Raw genomic sequence first — 22604 nt, 5'->3', positions numbered from 1 at the left:
GGATTTGGGCAATTCTGATGAAAACGGGGGAATTTACGGCGGTCAACAAAATTGATAAATCCGCAATAATTAACGGATCATCACTCCACGCTTGTTCAGCACGGGAATCATGGTGAGGTTATCTTCTCTTACACTTTCAGGAAGAAAAATGAACTTTTTGTCATACATATCCTTCTCTTTGTAAAAACTGACCCAGTATTCGTTACTCAATCCGAGCAGGTTTTCCATCAGCGGTTCGATCTTGGCGTAATCGTGAGGATCGATGTTCCCAATGACGTGCCGGAGAATTGTTGTTTTCACATCACGACCTTCGTACTGCCCATAGCCCTTTGAGCTCACCATGACTCCACGGATTTCGGAATCGTACATGTTTACGAGATAAACATTCCAAACCATCACATCATTCTCATTCGGCTCTCTCACAACAGCGACAATTATTTTGTCTACAACAAGCTGGGGGATATCTTTTAGCATAGATTAAATCTCTTCGCGAAGATACGATTTTGGTTCCGGGTTCCGGGCTCTGAGTTCCGGGCTGACTGAAATTAATTGTTCTTTTATTTTTATTCTAATTTCCGAACGCTTTTAATGCCCCTTCCACATAAACAATCATATCAGAATACTGATTTGGCGGGACTTTTTCGCCGCGTTTTTTTCCGAGTCTGACAATTACCATGCGTTGGTCAGGAACGACAACAATGTATTGTCCAAGAATTCCGCGTGCATAAAATACCGGATGTCCGCTGATTTCAGAAAGCCAGCATTGATATCCATAATAATTCGCTGATGCTCCGTTTTCATCAACAAGATTTTTTGGAGTCGTCATTTCACGAATGAATGAAGAAGAAACAATTGTTGTTCCTTTCCATTTTCCACTATCCAGCATCAGCTGACCAATACGAGCGAAATCTCTCGCATCGGCATAAAAGCAACAATATGCTTTTTCCATTCCTTCCGATTGGTCGAGTGACCAGTACGATTGATGCATAGCCTGGATTCGTGTCCACAATTTTTTTGACGCATATTCCGAAACAGTCATGCCCGTCGCTTTCTCAAGAACGAGGGCGAGGATTTCGGTATTGCAACTCATGTAATTAAATACTTTGCCGGGCTCTTGTTCGACCTTTAGTACAGACATCTGTTTTCTCAGGTCTTTACCATAATAAGCTTCTGTGGTTTGAGAAAACAAACTGCTGTAACTTTCATCCCAGTTCAATCCGCTGCTCATAGACAGAAGGTGATGAATGAGTAGTGCGGAATTTTTCCCTTCATTGAATTGTGGTAAATATTTTCCGACCGGATCATTGATGTTTAGTTTTCCTTCATCAGCCGCAATTCCAACTAAAATACCGACAATACTTTTCGCTACAGAAAAAGAATTGCTCAATGAATTGGGCTCATAGTGATCCCAATATTCTTCATACAGCAATGAATCATTTTTGATAACCAGAAAAGCGACACTTTCATTTAATTCCAATACCGCTCTTGTTTCTACTGGGAGTGAATCTTTGTTATACTTAGTACTTACCGGCCATTCCTTCTTTTGTCCACTCTCAATACTCCTCGCTTCAAAAATTCCGAGGTCATCAATATCAGGATATGTGTATAAAAGTGTTTTATAAATGTAGGTATACCCCGTTATCCAAATTGCCAGATTAATTGAAAGAAAAATAATAAAGAATCCAAAAAGTACCTTGGACCAGGGGCGCATTGTTTTTCTTTGGGAAGAATATCTATCCATTGGTCTGCAAGATAGCATCAAAAGCCCATTCTGATCGCCGTCGGGAGGGCAGTTATTAGTATGTAATTGTTGATTGATGATTGGTGATTTCTGATTGATGATTGTTGATTGATTATTGGTGATTGATGATTGGTGATTGGTGATTTCTGATTGTTGATTTAGGTCAAAAGATTAAAAAGGGTCAACAAATCATTCAAATTCCCAGGCAAAATCAATCTAAAATCAACAATCTAAAATCTAAAATTTACACATGTGATTCTGATTTAGGTAAAAAGATTAAAAAGCGTCAACAAATCAGCCAAGTTTCTGCACAAAATCAATCTCCAATCAACAATCTAAAATCTAAAATCCAAAATCCAAAATCCCCGGCCAATTGTCACCCAAACTCCATTCCAAACAAATTCCCCAAATGCTTTTTAACTTTTTGTTTTACTTCTTCAATGTTTTGTTTGCTGCCCAGTTCTTTTTCGAGGGAGGTAACGGATTTGTCTTCGATTCCGCATGGAATAATGTTGCCGAAATAGCTGAGATTGGAATTAACATTGAAAGCAAAACCATGCATGGTTACCCAACGTGAGGTACGTACACCGATAGCGCAGATTTTTCTTGCTTTCGTTTCATCTTCGGGATCCAGCCACACACCTGTATAACCGGGATAGCGACCGGCTTTGATGTTGTATTCCTTCAGTGTGAGGATGATTGCTTCTTCGAGGTAACGCAGGTATTTGTGGATGTCGGTAAAAAAAAGATCCAGATCAAGAATGGGATAACCGACAATTTGTCCCGGACCGTGATAGGTAATGTCTCCTCCTCTGTTGTTTTTGTAAAAAACCGCGTCAACGGATTTCAATCCTTCTTCATCCAACAACAAATTGCTCTCATCACCACTCCGCCCCAATGTATATACATGGGGATGCTCACAAAACAAAAGATAATGATGTTGTTTTTCCTGCTCCTCCAACGGAAGCGAACGATTACTCAGCTTGCGTTCAATCAGCTCCTGAAAAAGTTTTTCCTGATATTCCCAGGCCTCCTTGTAATCGATAACGCCGAGATCACGGAAGAGGACGGGCTGCATTCTGGTTGTTGGTTGTTGGTTGTTGGTTGTTGGGTCCACTTCCTTAATTCAAAAGGCAAAATTCAGTCTCTCACACTCCCTCTCACACTCACACCCACACTCAAACCACCCATCGTCCCTCGTCCCCTTCACTCGTCCCTTAAAATTAAATTTTCGCCAGTGAACCCTTCAGGTGATTAATCACATTGACTTCTACAGCGTCAATTTGTTTTTTGTCGGCGAGGTAGCAGGAGACCCAATCAGTAAGGTGAATCAGATAAATAGATCGTTCGATCTGTGATTCGCCTTTGGACCAGATTTCTTTTATGGATGAAGTATATTTTGCAAAAATCTCTTTGCTGATTTCAATGCGTGTTTGGGTGCGGCCATAATCCGATGAATTGCGAAGAATAACAACTGCACACTCCTGATGTGGTTCTGCCCAGCCAACCAATTCGTTGTGGTTCATCTCCGGTAGAATGTGATGCCAGCATAGCATTTTGGAATTCTCATTGATCTGCTGACGAAAACGTGTCGCTACACCGTTGTAACCATCCACAGCGTAAATCACCGGCATTTTTTTGTACAGAAAATCCGTTACATCCATGGCTTCGGATTTGATCGCCACTTCTTGTTTTTCGATCAGTTCGATAGCCGCTTTGAGTTGTGGTTTCCAGGCATGACCAATAAGTCGGAGGCCCTGAAGAACATAGAACAATTGCGTCAGCGAATATCCAAGACATGAACGTGGTGGCATTCCACCGGGAATGATGATACAATCCAGATCATTGGCAGATGCCATATCGGCGATTTTTCCTCCGGAAGTAACACACACAACTTTCGCTTTTTTATGCAAAGCTGTTTCCATCGCCATGATGGTCTCTTCCGTATTTCCGGAATAAGAAGAAACAATTACCAATGTATGCGCATTCACAAACGATGGCAGAAAATAATCCTTGTTGACAGTGATCGGAACAGAACATTCATTGCTCATGATCTCGGAAACAATTGTTCCGCCAATTCCTGATCCACCCAGTCCGGTTACAATTACATTCCGTATGTCCACCAAAGGCTGAGTAAATTTCGCCTGCTCCCCGATTTGCATGGCTTCTTTCAATTGCTGGGGGAAATTCTGTACAAGATTTTTCATCGCCGTATTTTATTGTGTGGGCAAAATTAGTAATTCTTTTGACGTGGAACGAAGGGACGAGAGACGGGGGACGATATGGAGTGTGGGTGTGGGTGTGGGTGTGGGTGTGAGTGTGAGTGTGGGTGTGGGTGTGAGTGTGGGGCTATATTCCTGCTTAATTTAGACCACCTCCACCAACAACCAACAACGAACAACCAACAACCATTTTTCCCTATATTTACCCTCCCTATTCATTGAACAAACATGGAATTAACCGAACAAGAACTTATTCGTCGTCAGAAGCTGGAAGAACTTCAAAAACAAGGCTTTGAGGCTTACCCTGCGGAATTGTGGGAAATGAATTTTACGAGCCGGGAAATGCTGGAGGAATTCGATACCAATCCCGACAAATTCACCAGCGTAAGTTTCGCAGGTCGTATCATGAGTGTCCGCGATATGGGAAAGGCCGCTTTCGCGGTACTCCAGGATTCTGCAGGACGAATTCAGATCTATGTGCGTCGCGATGATATTTGTCCGGGTGAAGATAAATCGGGCTACGATAGCTTGTTCAAAAAACTGCTCGACATCGGTGACATCATCGGTGTAAAAGGTTTTGTATTCAAAACCAAAACAGGGGAAACGAGTATCCATGTGAAAGAACTGAAATTACTTTCTAAAAGTCTGCGCCCGCTCCCGGTTGTTAAACAGGATGCGGATGGAAATACTTTTGACGCCTTCACAGATCCGGAGATGCGTTACCGTCAGCGCTATGTTGACCTGATCGTAAATCCACAGGTAAAAGAAGCTTTTCTAAAACGCACCGCGTTGACAAATTCCATGAGACAATTTCTCAATGGAAAAGGTTATCTCGAAGTGGAAACTCCGATCCTTCAGCCTTTGTATGGTGGTGCCGCCGCGCGTCCGTTCAAGACACATCACAATACGCTCGACATGACCTTGTATCTGCGTATCGCGAATGAACTCTACCTGAAACGACTCATCGTTGGCGGTTTTGACGGCGTGTATGAATTCGCGAAAGATTTCCGCAACGAAGGAATGTCGCGTTTTCACAATCCTGAATTTACACAGGTAGAATTGTACGTGGCTTACAAAGATTACGAATGGATGATGAATCTTGTGGAAGAAATGGTGGAGAAAGTCGCCATGGATCTGCACGGTAAAACAGAAGTTCCGGTTGGTGATCACCTCATCAATTTCAAACGTCCCTGGAAACGTTACACGATGTATGAAGCGATTGCTCACTTCACCGGTGTAGACATTACAGAGATGAATGAAGAAGCATTGACCGCTGCTGCCAACGGTATGGGTATTCACATCGACAAAACCATGGGACGCGGAAAAATGATCGATGAAATCTTTGGAGAAAAAGTTGAACCGCATCTGATCCAGCCAACATTCATCACGGATTATCCTGTGGAAATGAGTCCGCTCGCCAAGAAGCACCGCAGCAAACCCGGACTGGTAGAGCGTTTCGAAGCCATCTGCAACGGGAAAGAAATCTGCAACGCATTCTCTGAATTGAACGATCCGATTGATCAACGCAAACGTTTCGAAGAACAACTCGAGCTCGGTATTCGTGGCGATGAAGAAGCCATGCAACTCGATGAAGATTTCCTGCGCGCTCTTGAATTCGGTATGCCCCCAACAGCAGGACTCGGAATCGGTATCGATCGCTTATCCATGATCATGACTAATTCCGCATCAATACAGGATGTTCTCTTCTTCCCGCAGATGCGACCCGAGAAAAAAGACGTCCCTGAAGTCGCGGGAAATTAATATCTCTGTGTTCATTGCCCAGATGGGGCGAAACAGTTTCTCCCCATCTGGGCAATAAACGCAAAGCTTAACGCTGGAACTCTCATAATGAGCAAAAGATTCAGACTTTTTCTTTTCTTTATCTCCCTCACTTTTTCCGCTTTCTCACAATCCTGGACACCGCTGTCAAATGGTACTAACAACATCATCAACGGACTTTTTTCATTTCAGGGCAACTTGTATGCAACCGGTTATTTTGATTCGGCCGGAACAATCAAAGCAAGCGGAATCGCTGCCTGGGATGGAATGCAATGGAATGATGTCGCTAATGGAATTCGTCCGGCCGGTGGTTATACTCTCGCGGAATACGACAGTAGTTTAATTGTCGGCGGAATTTATGATACCGCAGGAATTTTACCTGTCAACAACATTGCTCGCTGGGACGGACTTCACTGGAATCAATTGCGAAACGGTTCCGCAACGACGGTAACGGCATTACAGGTTTACAACAACGATTTAATCGCGAGTGGGAAATTTGATACCAGCGGAACCGGTGTTTATGATTTTAATTTTGCAAAATGGGACGGACTGCGCTGGTCTGCTTTTGGAAATACAAATAATGTTGTTGGTGCCATGGGTGTTTACAACAACGAACTCTATATCGCCGGCTCTTTTGATGAACTGAATAATTCCAATTTACTGGCAGAGCACATTCTTCGTTGGGATGGAACAAACTGGGCCGATGTCGATTCGGGATTTGACGGTATTCCCTACACGATGATTGAATACAATAACGAACTGGTGATCGCTGGTGATTTCGAACATGTCGGTGTCGCGCAACCTTACAATCATATTGTGAAATGGAATGGTTCTTCCTGGTCGGCACTTGGTGATGGAACCAACAACTGGATTTCCGCGCTTGCGGTTTTCAATGGTGAATTGTATGCTGCAGGCGGATTTGATTCAGCGGGAAGTGTTGCTGCAAACAAGATCGCGAAGTGGAATGGCTCTTCCTGGCAGGCTGTGGGTGCGGGTTTCGACGATTGGGTGATTTCGCTCACGGTACATAACAATGATCTGTATGCATGTGGCTTTTTTCAAAACAGCGGGACAACACCGGTACGACACATCGCGAAATTGAATACGGGGACAAATATTTCTTCAGAAAATAGAGCTCCGGTTTCTTTTTCTGTTTATCCGAATCCGGCGGAGTCTGTTGTTCATATCCAACACAACGGAAATGTTGATGAAAAATCTTTTTACATTTTATCGAATGAACTTGGTCAATGTCTCCGAAAAATAAAATGCACCGGAGCCGGACAAACTATTCCCATTGACGATCTGGAAGCAGGAATTTATTTTCTTGAATACAGAAATGAATTGAATTCTCTCAGAAAAATGTTTTGTGTTTTGAATGATTGAGTGAAGGGTGAAGAGGAATTACAGATTACAAAACCACTCCCGACTACAGACTCCCTTTACTTGATTTCCGCCGGCGTACCATTCCCTCCGTCCACCACATATTTCCAGCTTCCATCTTCCTGTTTTTTCCAAACTGTCAGGTAATCACCAAACATGGTTGTGTCCTTTCCCTCTTTTAGTTTCATCACCATTTTCCAGGAACCAAAAGTATATCCAAGATCGCCTGAAGCTGCGACATCAGCAGTAACCGGATGCCATGACATCACAAAATCAGAATCAGGATGCGTCTCTACAAATTTCCGGATCGCGTCAATGCCCATCAAAGGCATGCTTCCTTCCAGCATATCAATTGCATCATTCGCCGCGAAATCCAGACGCGATTGATGATAGCCTTTTTTCGCGGCAGTCTCTGACCAGGCAATATCTGTGTTACGCAATACATTGATCAGACTGTCTTTTAATAACACGGTGTTTTCTGAAGTATCAGCGACAGGTTCTGTTGTGCATGAATATTGAATGAGAAGCAGGAGGAAGAGAGAGAGCTTTTTCATGAATGTCAAATTTTAAACAAGTATACGAATTCAGGAAAAGATCTGAAATGAATCAATTGATGGGTATTTTTTTCACTCAAAGCCCGCAAAGAAGACGTAAAGGGCGCATAGGTGATCTTCAGTATTTGGTTAATCTTTTTTGATCTTTTGCCAATGTACTCCTTTCGTAGGTGAAAACTTTGGTGGGTACAGGAAACATCTATAACTTTATGATGAAATCTCCCTAACCCATGCGCTCCCAACTCCTTCTGACAGGCTTACTTTTCTTATCATCTTTGTTCCTGTCGGCACAATCCACTATTTCCCTTCGTCTTGATCCGTCCAGTGAAGACGCAGCTGTAGATAATTGGTATCCGAACGGAAATTATCCAAACGAAACAGATTATTGCAGCGGGACCTGGACCATCAATGGTACACAGGTGAGTTGGAGGTCATTCTTTAAATTCGACCTCAGCATGATTCCCCCGGGCTCGGTTGTCAACAGCGCCTATCTTTCCCTCTATTATGCACATCCCAATAGCTTCAATGATGTGCACCAATCCCTGACCAGTTCCAATGAAAGTGTATTGCAAAGAGTAACAGATCCATGGCAAGAAAATCTCATCGCCTGGAACAATCAGCCTGCTGTCACCAATGTGGACGAGGTATTTCTGCCACAAAGTACCAGCGGCACTCAGGATTATCCCAATATGGATGTTACGCCTATGGTACAGGAAATGGTAAACACCGGGAACTATGGATTCTCATTAAGACAAGTCGTCGAAATTCAGTACGGACGGATGATTTTCGCTTCCGGCGATCATCCGGATTCCAGTCAACGTCCATTGTTGATTGTCACATTCACTCCGCAGGTAACTTGTCTGCATTTGAAAATTGACAAAGCCGGCGAAGATGCCACCGTAGATGATTTTAATCCGGCAAACAACAACCCCAATGAAATAGAATATTTCTGTGGCGGATGGACAATCAACAGTATTCCGGTGCGCTGGAGGAATTTTTTCAAATTCGATCTGTCACAAATCCCACAGGGAGCCGTTGTTCAATCTGCGGCACTTTCATTGTACTTTGCTCCCAACAATAATTTTTTCGCGACGGATACAAGCATGACCAGTTCCAATGAAAGTGTAATTCGTCGTGTAATCACTCCATGGACAGAAAACACTATTAACTGGAACACGCAACCCAATACCTCAAATCAAAACCAGGTCATCCTTGCTCCGACAACAAGTAGCACACAGGATTTTCCGAATATCGATGTGAGTGGCATGGTGCAGGACATGGTCAATTCTCCCGGAATAAGTGATGGGTTCATGCTGAAGATGGCGAATGAAATTCCTTATGCACGCATGATCGTGTCTTCAGGCGATAATCCGGATACTACTTTGCATCCGACTCTTGATGTTTGTTATTACATGTTGCCGACTGCTGTTCCAACGTTACAACCAACAGCTTTTGAAGTCTATCCCAATCCATCCACTTCGGATATTTACATCCGCTGGAATCCCAGCGCTTCCTACCGTGGTCTTGAAATTCTCAATCCTCTCGGAGAATTGATCGCGGATTATGATGTGACCGGAATGAACAGCTTTTCGGTAAACACAGCAAACTGGGCCAAAGGAATTTATTTCGTAAGGCTTGGAAATCAGCCTGTGCAGCGAATCTGTGTACAGTAAAACAGGTAATTCTTAGCGGGAAATCTTTGATTTCCGTGGCAAAATTTTCAGCCATTTCTGTGTATCTTGCGGGCTAAATTACCAGCCATGCGAACTTTAGCGCGTACAATTCTTCCGGCAGCTTTTTTTCTTTACTTCCTCTCCTGCTCCAGCACCAAACTCGTTCCGCTTACAGACAACGAACTGAAAGCAAAACTCAAAACGCATATCAGCACACTTGCTTCCGATGCCTATGAAGGTCGTGAAGCCGGTAGCAAAGGAGAAACCAAAGCTTCGGATTATATCACTAAACAGTTTAAAAGCCTGGGCCTAAAAAGCAAAGGAACGGACGGCTATCTCCAGCCTTTTCAGTTTACCGATGGCGCGAAAATCGGAAGCAGTACTCAGCTGATTGTAAACAACCATATCTTCAAAGTAGACGAAGATTTTTATCCTCTTCCTTTTACCAGCAACGGTAGCATCACCGGATACATCGCGCGCGTAGGTTACGGCATCAACGATCCTGCGCTGAAACAAGATGACTATTACGGCAAAGCGAATATTGCAAAAAAGATTTTTGTGATGGAAAGCGGAACGCCGGATGGAAATACCCCTCATGGTAAATTCGGTGAATGGACTGATCTCCGTAAAAAACTGGACATCGCCATTCAGCGTGGAGCTACAGCGGTGATTTTTATCAATTCCGACACCGCGCAAAATGATCCGAAAGCGGATTGGAAAATGAGAACATCTCCGGTGAGCATCCCCGTTTTATTTGCAAAAGGTAAAGCCGCGGAAATTCTGAAAGACAGTATCATCACCAATTGTACTGTTGGCGCGGAAGTGGAAAAAATCGAAAAGACCGGACACAACATTCTCGGACTGATTGATAACGGCGCGGCAACAACAGTTGTCATCGGCGCGCACTACGATCACCTGGGTTATGGTGCCGAAGGTTCCTTGTATCGTGGAGAACCCGCGATTCACAATGGTGCCGACGACAATGCCAGCGGCACAGCAGCATTGATCGAGCTCGCGCGTTTTCTGAAAACATCCGATCTCAAAAAGAACAATTACCTCTTCATGGCCTATTCAGGTGAGGAAAAAGGTTTGTTAGGTTCGAATTACTATGTAAAACACCCGACCGTTGATCTGAACACGATCAATTACATGATCAACATGGATATGGTCGGACGATTGAAGCCGGATGAAAAAACTTTGTTGGTGAACGGAACAGGAACTTCTCCGCGCTGGAAAACACTTATGGATTCAATTTCTGTTGATGGAATTAAAATCAAACAAACAGAATCCGGTGTCGGACCGAGTGATCACACTTCTTTTTATTTGCAAAATTTACCGGTGTTGCATTTCTTCAGCGGCACGCATCAGGATTATCACAAACCAAGTGACGATGAAAATCTGATCAATTACGAGGGAGAATTGTCCATCATTCACATGATTGAAAATGTAATCCGTCTCACCAACAATTCCGGTAAACTCGCATTCACAAAAACAAAAGACGATCAAAACGAAGACGCGCCGAAATTCAAGGTGACCCTTGGTGTTGTTCCTGATTACGCTTTCGACGGAGAAGGCATGCGCATCGATGGTGTAACGGAAGGAAGACCGGCTGCCGCTGCAGGTCTCGAGCCGGGTGATGTGGTAATACAAATTGGCGAACACAAGGTTCTGGACATGATGAGCTACATGAAGGCGCTCAGCAAATTCAGCAAAGGCGAAACCACCAAAGTCAAAGTCCTCCGCCACAACCAGGAAATCATCAAAGACATCACCTTTTAAAAGATTGCTTTTTTGAGATTGCGGTTTTCTTTGCTTTAGCATTAGTTTGTTTCGCCCCATCGGGGTAAAGAACGCAAAGCAAAAAAAAGATGAATAAAATAACAAAGAAAAATTAGGATTACTGGTTAAATCAATGTAAGTCTCATGAAAGACGGGATCGTGCGTCTTGTAAATAATCTTTAAATCTTTGCGTCCTTTGCCCCGATGGGGCGAAATATTTCATTTCCTAATCAGAAAATAATGACATCCAAACCTACCATATCAGTAATCGGCGGCGGGAGCTGGGCGACGGCGATTGTGAAGATCTTGTCAAACAACGTCAACACCATTCACTGGTGGGTTCGCAGCAACGAGACAGCCGATTTCATCAACAAATACCAGCACAACCCACACTACCTCAGCGACGTCACCGTCGATCTCGAAAAAGTAAAAGTCAGCAGCAGCCTCCACCACGTTATTGCCTCTTCCGATATTATTATCCTTGCAGTTCCTTCGGCCTTTCTTAAACCATCCCTCGAAAAAATCAAACCGGAAGATTTCAAAAACAAAATGGTCTTCTCCGCCATCAAAGGAATCATTCCTGATGATTTGCTGATTGTCGGAGATTTTTTACACCATCATTATAAAATTTCAATCGACAAAATCGGTGTCATCACCGGACCATGCCATGCCGAAGAAGTCGCGATGGAACGACTCTCCTATCTCACCATCGCCTCACAGGATACCGCCAATGCCCAGGTTCTCGCGACACTGATGAACTGCCGCTACATCAAAACAACCGTCAGCGACGATATCTACGGAACAGAATATTCCGCGGTTTTAAAAAATGTCATCGCGATTGCCAGCGGTATTTGTCATGGTGTCGGATACGGCGACAATTTTCAGGCTGTACTCATCTCCAATGCCATCCAGGAAATCAAACGCTTTGTAGATACCGTTCATCCTGTCAACCGCGACATCAACGGCTCCGCTTACCTGGGCGATTTGCTGGTGACAGCTTATTCATCCTTCAGTCGCAACCGTATGTTCGGAACCATGATCGGCAAAGGCTACTCGGTAAAATTCGCGCAACTCGAAATGAACATGATCGCGGAAGGATATTACGCGACACGTTGTATTTATGAGATCAATAAAAAATACAATGTACACATGCCCATCATGAGCGCGGTGTATCATGTCCTCTACGAAAAAATCTCGCCACGTATCGAGATGAAACTCCTCTCCGACCAGTTAAATTAATTCTCTGCACCCTTTTCCCTACCAATTTGTATATTTTCCTAAAAGAAAAAATAATTATTGAGTTGCCATTATTGAAAACAAAATCATTCGTGCATTCGTGGCAATAAAAATAATTCTTCTGAATGAAAGATCATATCCATCCAAATCAAAAGGAACAAAAGTTTCGTTCCAAAAATCTTTGCGCGAAATATTTTTCCCCATTGGGACAAAGAGCGCAAAGCTATGAATTGTCTTTTCTAAAATGCACGAGTACTTTTTCAGCTCTTGATTTTCCGACAACCGCTTCCAGCTCCTCCGCTGTCGCCTCTTTAATTTTCTTCACGGATTTGAAATGAATCAGCAGCGCCTGCGCCGTTGCTTCACCGATACCTTTGATTTCAGAAAGCTCCGTTTTCACCGTTCCTTTTTCTCTTCTCTTCCGGTGATGCGTAATTCCAAAACGATGCACTTCATCACGCAGCTGCTGAATCACACGAAGTGTCTCGCTTTTTTTATCGATATACAAAGGAGCCGTATCACCGGGATAAAAGATTTCTTCGAGACGTTTGGCAATGCCAATTACGGCGACCTTTCCACGCAAACCAAGTTTGTCCAGACTCGTCATCGCCGAGCTGAGCTGTCCTTTACCACCGTCGATCACAATCAGCTGTGGCAATTCCTGTGCTTCATCAAGCATTCGTTTGTAACGCCGGAAAATCACTTCTTCCATCGATGCGAAATCATCAGGACCTTCAACAGTTTTGATATTGTAGTGACGGTATTCTTTCTTCGCCGGTTTACCATTTAGAAAAACACTCATCGCCGCGACAGGATAAGAGCCCTGGATATTTGAATTGTCAAAACATTCGATCCGTCTTGGCAATTCCGTTAATCGTAAATCTTTTTTCATCTGCTCAAGCAAACGCAAAACCTTGTTCTCCGGATTTTGTTTCTCCAGCTGCAGATTCTTTTCCCGTATATAATTTCTGACATTCGTTTCAGACAGCGTAAGCAAATGTTTCTTATCCCCAATCTTCGGAACCGTTATCGTTACTCCATCCATTTCGAGATTCAATGGAAAAGGAACCAGAATTTCTGATGCATCACTCAAAAATCGTGTGCGTAAATCCACGATGGCGATTTCGAGCAACTCTTCATCGCTTTCTTCCAGTTTCTTTTTAATCTCTATCGTATGACCCTGAATGATGGATCCGTTCATGATCCGCAGAAAATTCACATAAGCTGATTCTTCATCGGTCACCATGGAATACACATCCGTATTGTGGATCGCAGGATTCACCACCACCGATTTGGATTTGTAACGCTCCAGCAATTCAATTTTTTCCTTGATGCCCTGCGCTTCTTCAAATTCAAATTTCTCCGAAAACTGATTCATCAGATTTTTCAAATGCTGAATCACCGTATTGATGTTTCCTTTCAGGATCTGACGAATGTCTTTGATACTTTGATCATACTCCTCCTGCAATTGCAAAGCTTCACAGGGCCCTTTGCAATTTCCAAGATGATATTCCAGGCATACTTTGAATTTCTTCTTCGCGATATTTTCTTCTGAAAGAACAAGATTGCAATTGCGCAATTTGTAGAGCTGTGAAGTAAGATCCAGTAAAGTATGAATGATTTTCACCGGTGTGAACGGACCGAAATATTCCGAACCGTCCTTGATCATTTTTCGTGTGATGAAAACTCGCGGGAAACGTTCGTTCTTGATACAAATCCAAGGATAGGTTTTGTCGTCTTTCAGACTGACATTGTAACGCGGCTGGTGTTTTTTGATCAGACTGTTTTCCAGCAGCAAGGCATCCAGCTCGGTATCCACGACCAGGGTTTTGATATCCGCGATCTTTCTAACCAGGATGGTTGTCTTCCCGCTGTCGTGATGTTCTTTCTGAAAATAAGAACTGACCCTTTTTTTAAGCGATTTTGCCTTACCCACATAGAGCAATAACCCGTCCTTGTCATAGAACTGGTACACTCCGGGACGGTCTTCCAGTCCGGATAAGATATCCTGAATATGCTCTTTCAAATGAGAATTTCGCTTGCTGGTTAAAGCCCTGTAAAGTTCGTAAAGAAATCTTATTTTCGTCCACTCATCACCATTTCATGAAAAAAATACTTCTTTCCCTGGCTTGCCTGATGACCTTTCAGGTTTTTGCGCAAAAGAAAATTCTCTTTCTCGGTAACAGCTATACCGCTGTAAATAATCTCCCTGATCTGATCTACCGACTCGCCCTTGCCGATGGCGATACAATAGTTTTTGATTCCTCCACTCCCGGCGGTTACACATTTGAACAACACAGCACCGATCCCGTTGCCCTTGGAAAGATCAATGCGCAAGCCTGGGATTATGTGGTCTTGCAGGAACAAAGTCAGCGCCCTTCTTTTGATCCTCAGCAAGTAGCGGTGGAAGTTCTTCCTTTCGCGCGTAAACTCGACAGTCTGATCCATGTAAATAATCCCTGTACCCAAACTGTTTTCTACATGACCTGGGGACGGAAATACGGAGATGCGAGTAATTGCGCTTTCTATCCGCCGGTTTGTACCTATGCGGGAATGCAGCAACGTCTTCGCGAAAGTTATCTCCTGATGGGCGACGAAAATCACGCACGTGTGGCGCCGGTTGGAATTGCATTTCAAAATTCTATTGCAATAGACAGCGTATTTGAATTGTACAATGCCGATCAGAGTCATCCCAGTCTGGCCGGATCTTATCTTGCTGCCTGCACTTTTTACGCGACGATGTTCAAAAGAAATCCGGTTGGAAATACTTTCATCTCCGGACTCAGCGCCAACGTCGCCGCTTATCTGCAGGATGTAGCTGCTCATACGGTGCTGGACAGTCTGGCTACATGGAACATCGGAGAATACGAGCCGAATGCAACGTTCAGCTTTACGACCAATGGAACCACTGCATCATTTCTTTCCGAAAATATTTATTCAACGCAACATAGTTGGAGTTTTGGTGGAAACACTTTCAATCCAACACACGACTTCGGAACGGGTGGCGATTTCAACGTCACTCATATCGCCTGTGATTCCTGTCGCTGCGATACTTCTACGCAAACAGTTCACATTTCATCCATTGGTATTGAAGAAAATGTCTTGAATCAGTTTCTGAAAATTTATCCGAATCCTTCGAAAGATCGGGTGACGCTTTCTTTACAGGCAAATAATTTCTCTGATAAGCTGAACATAAAACTGATGACGATCCAGGGAAAATTAATTCAGGAATTTTCATTAACAGAAAATACAGTTCTTGATTTTGATACCAGAAAATTAGAAAGTGGAATTTATCTGCTTTCATTTACTGATAATTCCGGAAATACTTTTTCGAAAAAACTGATTCTGGAATAAAATGCTAAGGACCCCTTTGCCCTTAGTGAAAATATCCAGCGGAGTTTTTATTGCCACGAATGCACGAATGGTTTCTATTCAACAACCTTGAGAATTAATTTCCTTTTCTTTCAAAGGATTTGATCATTGAATATTTTTGACTTTTGATTTTTGACTTTCTAATTAAGCCTTGATGGGACATGTCTTTAAGGAAAGCACGTGCGCTAGCGGACTTGGACCAACGGAGTTTTTATTGCCACGAATGCACGAATATTAGTAAGGCAAATTATTAACGCGATGGGACGAAAATTTTAAAGTCCGTAAGTACTCAGCAAGTACGCCATCGAAGCCATCGCAGCGGCTCCCAGCAACAGTTCGCGTTTGTTCACTTTGTCAAATGTATCCGAAGCGGCGTGATGATAATCGAAATATCGCTGTGAATCCACCACCAGGCCGATCAGTGGCACTTTCAATTCGCGCTTCAATGGACCGATGTCGGAGCCACCATGCGTTTCATCAAAATTCCAGAGCAGATAGGGTCGGAATAAAGGAGTCCATTTTTTTACGATCGCGCGTTTTTCATCGCTCATATCAAAACCAAAACCATAAGGTGTAAAACCACCGGCATCACTTTCCATCGCCGCGATATGCTTTTCAGTATTCTTTCCGGCAAGCTCCGCATATTTTTTTCCTCCACGCAATCCATTTTCTTCATTCATAAAAGCAACAGCGCGGATGGTACGTTTTGGTTTTATTCCAAGTGCTTTCATCGCACGGATAATTTCTATCGCCTGCACCACTCCTGCTCCGTCATCGTGCGCGCCTTTTCCGGTGTCCCAGGAATCCAGATGTCCGCCGATTACAATAATTTCTTCAGGATGTTCGCTGCCGCGAATTTCACCAACAACATTGTGTGATAAAACGCTGTCGAGCATCTGGCTGTTGAGTTTCAGAAAAAATTTTGTCTCCGCGTTCGAACGCAAAATCCTGCTGAGCAGATCCGCGGCATTGGTACTGATCGCGGCGCAGGGAATTTTTGGTAATGAATCATTGTAACCCATCGCTCCGGTATGCGGAAAATCATCGCTTGCGTTTGTCATCGAACGACACACAGAAGCGATCGCTCCATAACGTGCCGCTTCACTCGGCCCCGACCAACGATACTCCGCCGCTTCACCATAAGCTTCGAATGTATTGATCAGTGTTTCATCAAAAGGATGATTGTAGAAAACTATTTTCCCCTGAATTTTTTCACGACCCAGTTTCTCCAGCTCATCAAATGTTTTTACTTCTATAATGTTTGCCGTAATTCCTTCCGCGGGAGTGGAAACAGAACCACCCAGTGCTGTAACCGGAACTTCCTGTTCGTGTTTGTTTGCTTCAATGATCTTCGCGCTTTCTTTCGCGCCTCTCACCCAATGCGGAACCATCACCGGCTGCAACCACACCGAATCCGCACCGGCATTTTTCATCATGATCTCCGTAACCTGCACAGCTTTTTCCGCTTCCTGTGAACCCGTAAGTCGGGCTCCGACATTCACCGATAAATCTCTTAGCCAGGAATGCGCCATTCCATTCAATAAAATTTCAGAATAGATTTTCCGGATCATGAGGCTGTCCGTGTTTTGTGCATGAACGAATGCGGAACAAAACAGGATACAGAATGCAAGCAGCAGTTTTTTCATAGAGATGTGTATGGAAATTTATCCCCTGCAAACGTAAAGGCTACGAAATGTTTTCTGCAGAATCCGTCACAACCGGAGCGGCTTCTGTCACCTGTTCATCGTCTTTCTTTTTCAGGGTATGCGAAAATTTATTCTGAAAAATAATAAAAAGAACAACGCCAATCGATATCGATGAATCAGCGATGTTAAATACCGGCCGGAAAAACAAAAACGTGTCTCCGCCCCAGATCGGCAGCCAGTCGGGAAAACGTCCGGAGACGAGCGGGAAATAAATCATGTCGACAACACGACCGTGCAGAAAGCCCGCGTAACCTCCTTCCGGAGGAAGAAAGGTAGAAACACCATTCATACTGTCGGAGAAAATCAATCCGTACACCGCGCTGTCGATGATGTTGCCGACAGCTCCCGCGAAAATAAAAGCGAAACAGGTGATGATGAGCGGATGCGATTTCTGACGAACCAGATGAATCAGGTACCAGCCGATTCCAAGCGATGCAAAAATCCGGAACAGACTGAGAAATATTTTTCCGGCCTTGCCACCGAATTCCATTCCGAAAGCCATCCCGTTGTTCTCCGTGAAATGAATCACAAACCATTTCGTGACTTCATATTCCTCACCCAGATACATGTGTGTCTTGATCCAGATCTTCACCACCTGATCCATAAGCAACACGAGAAACACGATGAGTGCCGCGCGCTTGAAGAGAGGGTTGGAAGTGAGGGAAGACATGTGTGAGTGTGAGTGTGGGAGTGAGTGTGAGTGTGAGTGTGAGTGTGAGTGTGAGTGTGAGTGTGGGTGTGGCTTATTAAATAGTGAAGGGTGAAGAGTGAAGAGTGCTTTTGCAAACTCTTTACTCTTCACCCTTCAATATTCACTCTCTCAGTCTCTGTATTGTTTCAATTTTGCTTCGATAGACTGTGTCGTGTGCGGAACAGCGCGCAGTCTTTCTTTTGGAATGAGTTTACCGGTTACGCGGCAGATGCCGTAGGTTTTATTTTCGATACGCACCAATGCGTTTTCCAATTGCTCGATAAATTTCTTCTGACGGCTTGCAAGTTGTCCGGCTTCTTCTTTCGCGAGTGAATCGGAACCATCTTCCAGCATTTTGAAAGTGCTGGCAGTATCATCGGTACCGTGCTCGTTGGCAGCGGTAAGTTGTGCCTGAAGGGTGATCAGCTCACGACGTGCATCTTCAAGTTTTTTCATGATGATGTCGCGAAACTCTTCCAGCTCATTGTCGGAATAACGGTTCTTTCCACTCTCTTCCGGCGTGCGTACAATCTCACGCGCGGGCTCGTGCTTTTTGTGAAATGGCATATGTTTAGAAATCGCAGGTTTAGATTCTGTTGGTTTAGGTGGCGGACTAGCCACAGGTTTCTTTGGTTCAGCAGCCTTGCTAACAACTTTCGCCGGAGCTTTTGCTACCGGTTTTACAGGAGCTTTCGCTGCAGGTTTACTCACAACTTTACTCACTGCTTTTGCTACCGGTTTAGCAGCCGGTTTTTTAGCAACCACTTTCGCTGGAGCTTTTGCCTTTGCTTTGGCAACAGGTTTTGCTTTCGCTTTCACAGCAGGTTTCGCTTTCGCAGCTTTCTTTGCTGGAGCCGGTTTTGCTTTGGCCTTAGGCTTTGCTTTGGCTTTCGGTGCGGGTTTCGCTTTTTTAGTAGACTTTTTGCTCATGTGAAAACGAATTACTGTGTGATTAAGGCGAGGGCTCCGGTAGGGGTCAGTTAACGAGAGACGCTACGTGTTTTGTTATGCTGATTCGTGTTAAAATATCATCGTCGACCTCTACTTCTACCGCGTCTTCGCCATCCAGACGCTCAACCAATTCCAGTGAGGCTGCTAAAATTTCCGCGCAAATATAATCTTTATTATTGATCAGGGAAGGCAGAATTGACGCGTGGTTCAGCACTTTCAGGTCGATCCTGTCGGTCACCTCAAAGCCCTTGTCTTTTCTCAAATTCTGCACCCGGTTGATGAATTCCCTGGCAATGCCTTCCTCCTTCAGTTGCTCCGTGATCGTGATGTCCAAAGCCACCGTTAAGCGGCCTTCGCTCGTCACCTGCCAGCCCGGAATATCTTCCGAACTGATCTCCACATCCTCGGGCACCAGGAGTACATTTTGTCCACCTACCTCGAGCGAAAATTGCTTTTCCTGCTCAAAACGGGAAATATCCTCCTGTGAAAAACCGGAAATAGCAGTGGCAACATCTTTCATCAAACCACCTACTTTCTTTCCCAATACTTTGAAATTCGCCTTGATCTTCTTGGTCAGAATGCCCTTGGTATCGTGGATGTATTCGATGTCTTTCACATTCACCTCCGCAAGGATCAGATCCCTCACCAGCTCCACTTTCTCGCGGAAACCCTCTTCCAGCACGGGCAAGAGGATCTTGTTCAGAGGGCTGACGCACACGGATATTCACCTTTTTGCGCAGCGACAATACCATCGAAGAAATCTGCTGACCAAGTTCCATCCGCTCTTCGAGACCTTTGTTGATGTGCTCTTCCGCGCTCACAGGATAATCCGCCAGGTGAACAGAATTCACCTTCCATTTTCCGGAAACTGCATTCAGATCACAAAACAAACTGTCACTGTAGAACGGAGCAACAGGCGACATGAGAATCGCGACAGTCTCCAGACAAGTATACAAGGTCTGGTAAGCAGCGATCTTGTCTTTGGTGTAATCGCCTTTCCAGAAGCGACGACGACTCAGACGCACGTACCAGTTACTCAAATGCTCACTCACAAAATCTGAGATCGCACGACAGGCTTTTGTCGGTTCGTAATCCGCATAAGCAAGATCCACGACTTTTATCAGCGAATTCAATTCGGATAAAATCCAGCGATCAAGCTCTGTTCTTTCGCTGTATGGAACCTCCGGTTCAGCATAGCGGAAGCCGTCGATATTTGCATACAACGCGAAGAAAGAATAGGTATTGTACAAGGTACCAAAGAACTTTCTTTGAACTTCAGTGATGCCTTCGATGTTGAATTTAAGATTGTCCCATGGCGAAGCATTGCTGATCATGTACCAGCGCGTCGCATCCGGACCGTATTTACTCAATGTCTCAAACGGATCCACGGCATTGCCCAGACGTTTGGACATTTTATTTCCATTCTTGTCAAGCACCAATCCATTGCTCACAACATTTTTGAAAGCAATCGAATCAAATGCAAGCACAGCGATTGCATGCAAAGTGAAAAACCATCCGCGTGTCTGGTCCACACCTTCCGCGATGAAATCCGCGGGATATGCGGAAGCAAATTCTCCTTTGTTCTCAAAAGGATAATGCCACTGCGCGTAAGGCATGGCGCCGCTGTCAAACCAAACATCGATCAGATCCAGTTCGCGCTTCATTGGTTTGCCGGAAGCGGAAACAAGAATTACATCATCAACATAGGGACGATGGAGATCAAATGATGATTGATGAATGTTGAATGTAGATTGTTCAATTTCTTTGTACGGATTCGATTTCATCAATCCGGCTTTGATTGCCTTTTCAATTTCATCGTGCAATTCCTGAACGGAGCCCACACAAATTTCTTCGCTGCCATCTTCCGTTCTCCAGATCGGCAATGGAATTCCCCAATAGCGCGAACGGCTCAGGTTCCAGTCGACCAGATTTTCCAGCCAGTTGCCGAATCTTCCCGTACCTGTACTCTCCGGTTTCCAGTTGATCGTTTTGTTCAGTTCAACCAGGCGATCTTTTTCGCTGTGGTGCGGATGAACCAGGAATCAAGCGGATAATACAAAACCGGTTTATCAGTTCTCCAGCAATGCGGATACGTGTGTTCGTATTTCTCCGCTTTGAATGCTTTTCCTTCTTTCTTCAGTTTGATAACAAGACGTTCATCAACCGATAAATATTTTTCACCGCCCTGTTTTTTGCGTTCTGTTTCTTTTTCTTCGTCGGTGAGGTATTGTTCTTTTACATACTCCCCCGCGAATTCACCAAGTTCGGAAGTAAATTTTCCCTGCTTGTCGACCAGTGTCAGGGAACCGATTCCATTCTGTTTCGCGACACGAAAGTCATCCGCACCAAAACTCGGCGCGATGTGAACGATACCTGTTCCGTCTTCTGTAGTTACAAAATCACCCAGCACCACACGGAAAGCATCGCCATCCGCAGGCTGCGCGTAGGGAAGCAGTTGTTCGTAGCGAACACCTTCAAAATCTTTTCCGGTAAATTCTTTCAGCACACGAAACGGAATCGCTTTGTCGCCTGCTTTGTAATCTTCCATTTTCAATTCCGCATTTTTCTCCGGGAAATAACGACCCAGGAGATCCTTTGCCAGAATCACATTCACAAGTTGATGCGAATACGGATTATACGTTTGCACCATGACATACGTAATCTTCGCTCCCACTGCCAAAGCAGTATTAGAAGGAAGCGTCCACGGTGTCGTCGTCCAGGCAAGAAAATAAAGCGGACCTTCAATTCCTAATTCAGAATTCAGAATTCTAAATTGAACAACCGCTGTGGTGTCCTTCACCATCTTATACGTCCCCGGCTGATTCAACTCATGCGAACTCAATCCCGTTCCCGCTGCAGGAGAATAAGGCTGAATGGTGTATCCTTTATAGAGAAGATCTTTTTTGTAAAGTTCTTTCAGGAGATACCAGCATGTTTCGATGTAATCATTGGTGAAAGTGATGTAAGGATGATCAAGATCCACCCAATAACCCATCTTGCGTGTGAGATCGTCCCACACATCTTTGTATTTCATCACCTCCTTGCGGCAGGCTTTGTTGTAATCTTCGATGGAAATTGTTTTGCCGATATCGTCTTTGCGGATGCCCAGTGTTTTTTCAACGCTGAGTTCGATTGGCAAACCATGCGTATCCCAGCCACCTTTGCGTTTCACCTGGAAACCCTTGAGTGTTTTGTAGCGACAAAAAATATCCTTGATCGCCCGGGCCATGACATGGTGAATGCCGGGAAGTCCGTTCGCCGACGGGGGCCCCTCGTAAAAAGTAAAGGACTGACGGCCCTCCCGGCTGTTCACGCTGGCTTCAAAAGTCTTCTCCGCTTCCCATTTCGCCAGGATTTCCCTGGAAACAGAAGGCAGGTCAAGCTGCTTAAATTCCCTGTATTTCAATGACATACAGTCTTTTCATTTATTTCTTAAACCTCAAAATCCCCAAAAACCACCAATCCCACCCCACCCATTTTAAGGCCCGCAAAAATAAGGAAAATAAAAGCTATTGGAAAG

Annotated in this window: 16 protein-coding genes and 1 pseudogene; 6 read left to right on the top strand and 11 right to left on the bottom strand. The window is 44.3% G+C overall.

From position 1 onward, the window contains the following. Positions 1 to 69: 69 nt before the first annotated feature. From IPP86_01640 to IPP86_01625, 4 genes are all read right to left on the bottom strand, one after another. Positions 70 to 474 carry a hypothetical protein gene (locus IPP86_01640; protein ID MBL0137215.1) on the bottom strand — a complete coding sequence of 135 codons (405 nt, stop codon included), beginning with the start codon at positions 472 to 474 and terminating at the stop codon, positions 70 to 72. Positions 475 to 568: 94 nt separating this feature from the next. Then, positions 569 to 1711, bottom strand: coding sequence for a serine hydrolase (locus IPP86_01635; GenBank protein ID MBL0137214.1), 1143 nt, complete (start codon positions 1709 to 1711; stop codon positions 569 to 571). Between the two features lie 406 nt (positions 1712 to 2117). Next, the gene (gene lipB / locus IPP86_01630; protein MBL0137213.1) at positions 2118 to 2819 is read right to left on the bottom strand and encodes a lipoyl(octanoyl) transferase LipB; all 702 of its coding nucleotides are present in this window, start codon (positions 2817 to 2819) and stop codon (positions 2118 to 2120) included. Positions 2820 to 2964: 145 nt separating this feature from the next. Continuing rightward, positions 2965 to 3948: a bifunctional phosphoglucose/phosphomannose isomerase gene (locus IPP86_01625; GenBank protein ID MBL0137212.1), complete on the bottom strand. Its 984-nt coding sequence runs from the start codon at positions 3946 to 3948 to the stop codon at positions 2965 to 2967. Positions 3949 to 4191: 243 nt separating this feature from the next. Here IPP86_01625 and lysS point away from each other — a divergent pair, with 243 nt between their 5' ends. Together lysS and IPP86_01615 are read left to right on the top strand one after the other, a co-directional pair. Continuing rightward, positions 4192 to 5724, top strand: a complete 1533-nt coding sequence (gene lysS, locus IPP86_01620; GenBank protein MBL0137211.1) for a lysine--tRNA ligase — start codon at positions 4192 to 4194, stop codon at positions 5722 to 5724. An 87-nt stretch (positions 5725 to 5811) separates the two neighbouring features. After that, entirely contained in the window at positions 5812 to 7125 is a 1314-nt protein-coding gene (locus IPP86_01615) for a T9SS type A sorting domain-containing protein (protein MBL0137210.1), read from the top strand. 56 nt (positions 7126 to 7181) lie between these two features. Here the strand turns inward: IPP86_01615 and IPP86_01610 are convergent, their stop codons facing one another. Continuing rightward, positions 7182 to 7676, bottom strand: coding sequence for a hypothetical protein (locus tag IPP86_01610; GenBank protein MBL0137209.1), 495 nt, complete (start codon positions 7674 to 7676; stop codon positions 7182 to 7184). A 230-nt stretch (positions 7677 to 7906) separates the two neighbouring features. Between IPP86_01610 and IPP86_01605 the strand changes: the two genes are divergently transcribed. The 3 genes from IPP86_01605 (at position 7907) to IPP86_01595 (ending at position 12367) form a co-directional block, all read left to right on the top strand. Next, on the top strand, positions 7907 to 9349 hold the full coding sequence (locus IPP86_01605; protein MBL0137208.1) for a T9SS type A sorting domain-containing protein: 1443 nt from the start codon (positions 7907 to 7909) through the stop codon (positions 9347 to 9349). A 720-nt stretch (positions 9350 to 10069) separates the two neighbouring features. Continuing rightward, entirely contained in the window at positions 10070 to 11128 is a 1059-nt protein-coding gene (locus IPP86_01600) for a M28 family peptidase (protein ID MBL0137207.1), read from the top strand. 240 nt (positions 11129 to 11368) lie between these two features. Then, on the top strand, positions 11369 to 12367 hold the full coding sequence (locus tag IPP86_01595) for an NAD(P)H-dependent glycerol-3-phosphate dehydrogenase (protein MBL0137206.1): 999 nt from the start codon (positions 11369 to 11371) through the stop codon (positions 12365 to 12367). Here IPP86_01595 and IPP86_01590 read toward each other — a convergent pair. Then, positions 12285 to 12491 carry a DUF3797 domain-containing protein gene (locus IPP86_01590; GenBank protein ID MBL0137205.1) on the bottom strand — a complete coding sequence of 69 codons (207 nt, stop codon included), beginning with the start codon at positions 12489 to 12491 and terminating at the stop codon, positions 12285 to 12287. The two genes, IPP86_01595 and IPP86_01590, sit on opposite strands and share 83 nt — an antisense overlap. Before the next feature lie 96 nt (positions 12492 to 12587). Beyond that, entirely contained in the window at positions 12588 to 14390 is a 1803-nt protein-coding gene (gene uvrC, locus IPP86_01585) for an excinuclease ABC subunit UvrC (GenBank protein ID MBL0137204.1), read from the bottom strand. A gap of 77 nt (positions 14391 to 14467) precedes the next feature. Here uvrC and IPP86_01580 point away from each other — a divergent pair, with 77 nt between their 5' ends. After that, positions 14468 to 15718: a T9SS type A sorting domain-containing protein gene (locus IPP86_01580; GenBank protein MBL0137203.1), complete on the top strand. Its 1251-nt coding sequence runs from the start codon at positions 14468 to 14470 to the stop codon at positions 15716 to 15718. A gap of 290 nt (positions 15719 to 16008) precedes the next feature. Here the strand turns inward: IPP86_01580 and IPP86_01575 are convergent, their stop codons facing one another. From IPP86_01575 to IPP86_01560, 4 genes and pseudogenes are all read right to left on the bottom strand, one after another. Further along, positions 16009 to 17382 carry a M20/M25/M40 family metallo-hydrolase gene (locus IPP86_01575; GenBank protein ID MBL0137202.1) on the bottom strand — a complete coding sequence of 458 codons (1374 nt, stop codon included), beginning with the start codon at positions 17380 to 17382 and terminating at the stop codon, positions 16009 to 16011. 40 nt (positions 17383 to 17422) lie between these two features. Next, positions 17423 to 18112: a lipoprotein signal peptidase gene (locus tag IPP86_01570; GenBank protein MBL0137201.1), complete on the bottom strand. Its 690-nt coding sequence runs from the start codon at positions 18110 to 18112 to the stop codon at positions 17423 to 17425. Between the two features lie 150 nt (positions 18113 to 18262). Continuing rightward, positions 18263 to 18700 (bottom strand): TraR/DksA family transcriptional regulator, encoded by a 438-nt coding sequence (locus IPP86_01565; protein MBL0137200.1) that lies wholly within the window; start codon positions 18698 to 18700, stop codon positions 18263 to 18265. A 409-nt stretch (positions 18701 to 19109) separates the two neighbouring features. Then, positions 19110 to 22496: pseudogene (locus IPP86_01560) on the bottom strand (isoleucine--tRNA ligase). Between the last annotated feature and the right edge of the window lie 108 nt (positions 22497 to 22604).

It is taken from the genome of Bacteroidota bacterium (genome assembly GCA_016720935.1).
Classification (GTDB): Bacteria; Bacteroidota; Bacteroidia; order AKYH767-A; family 2013-40CM-41-45; genus JADKJP01.
Note: the sequence above shows the minus strand (reverse complement) of the source record. Positions and strands in the feature narration are given on the sequence as shown.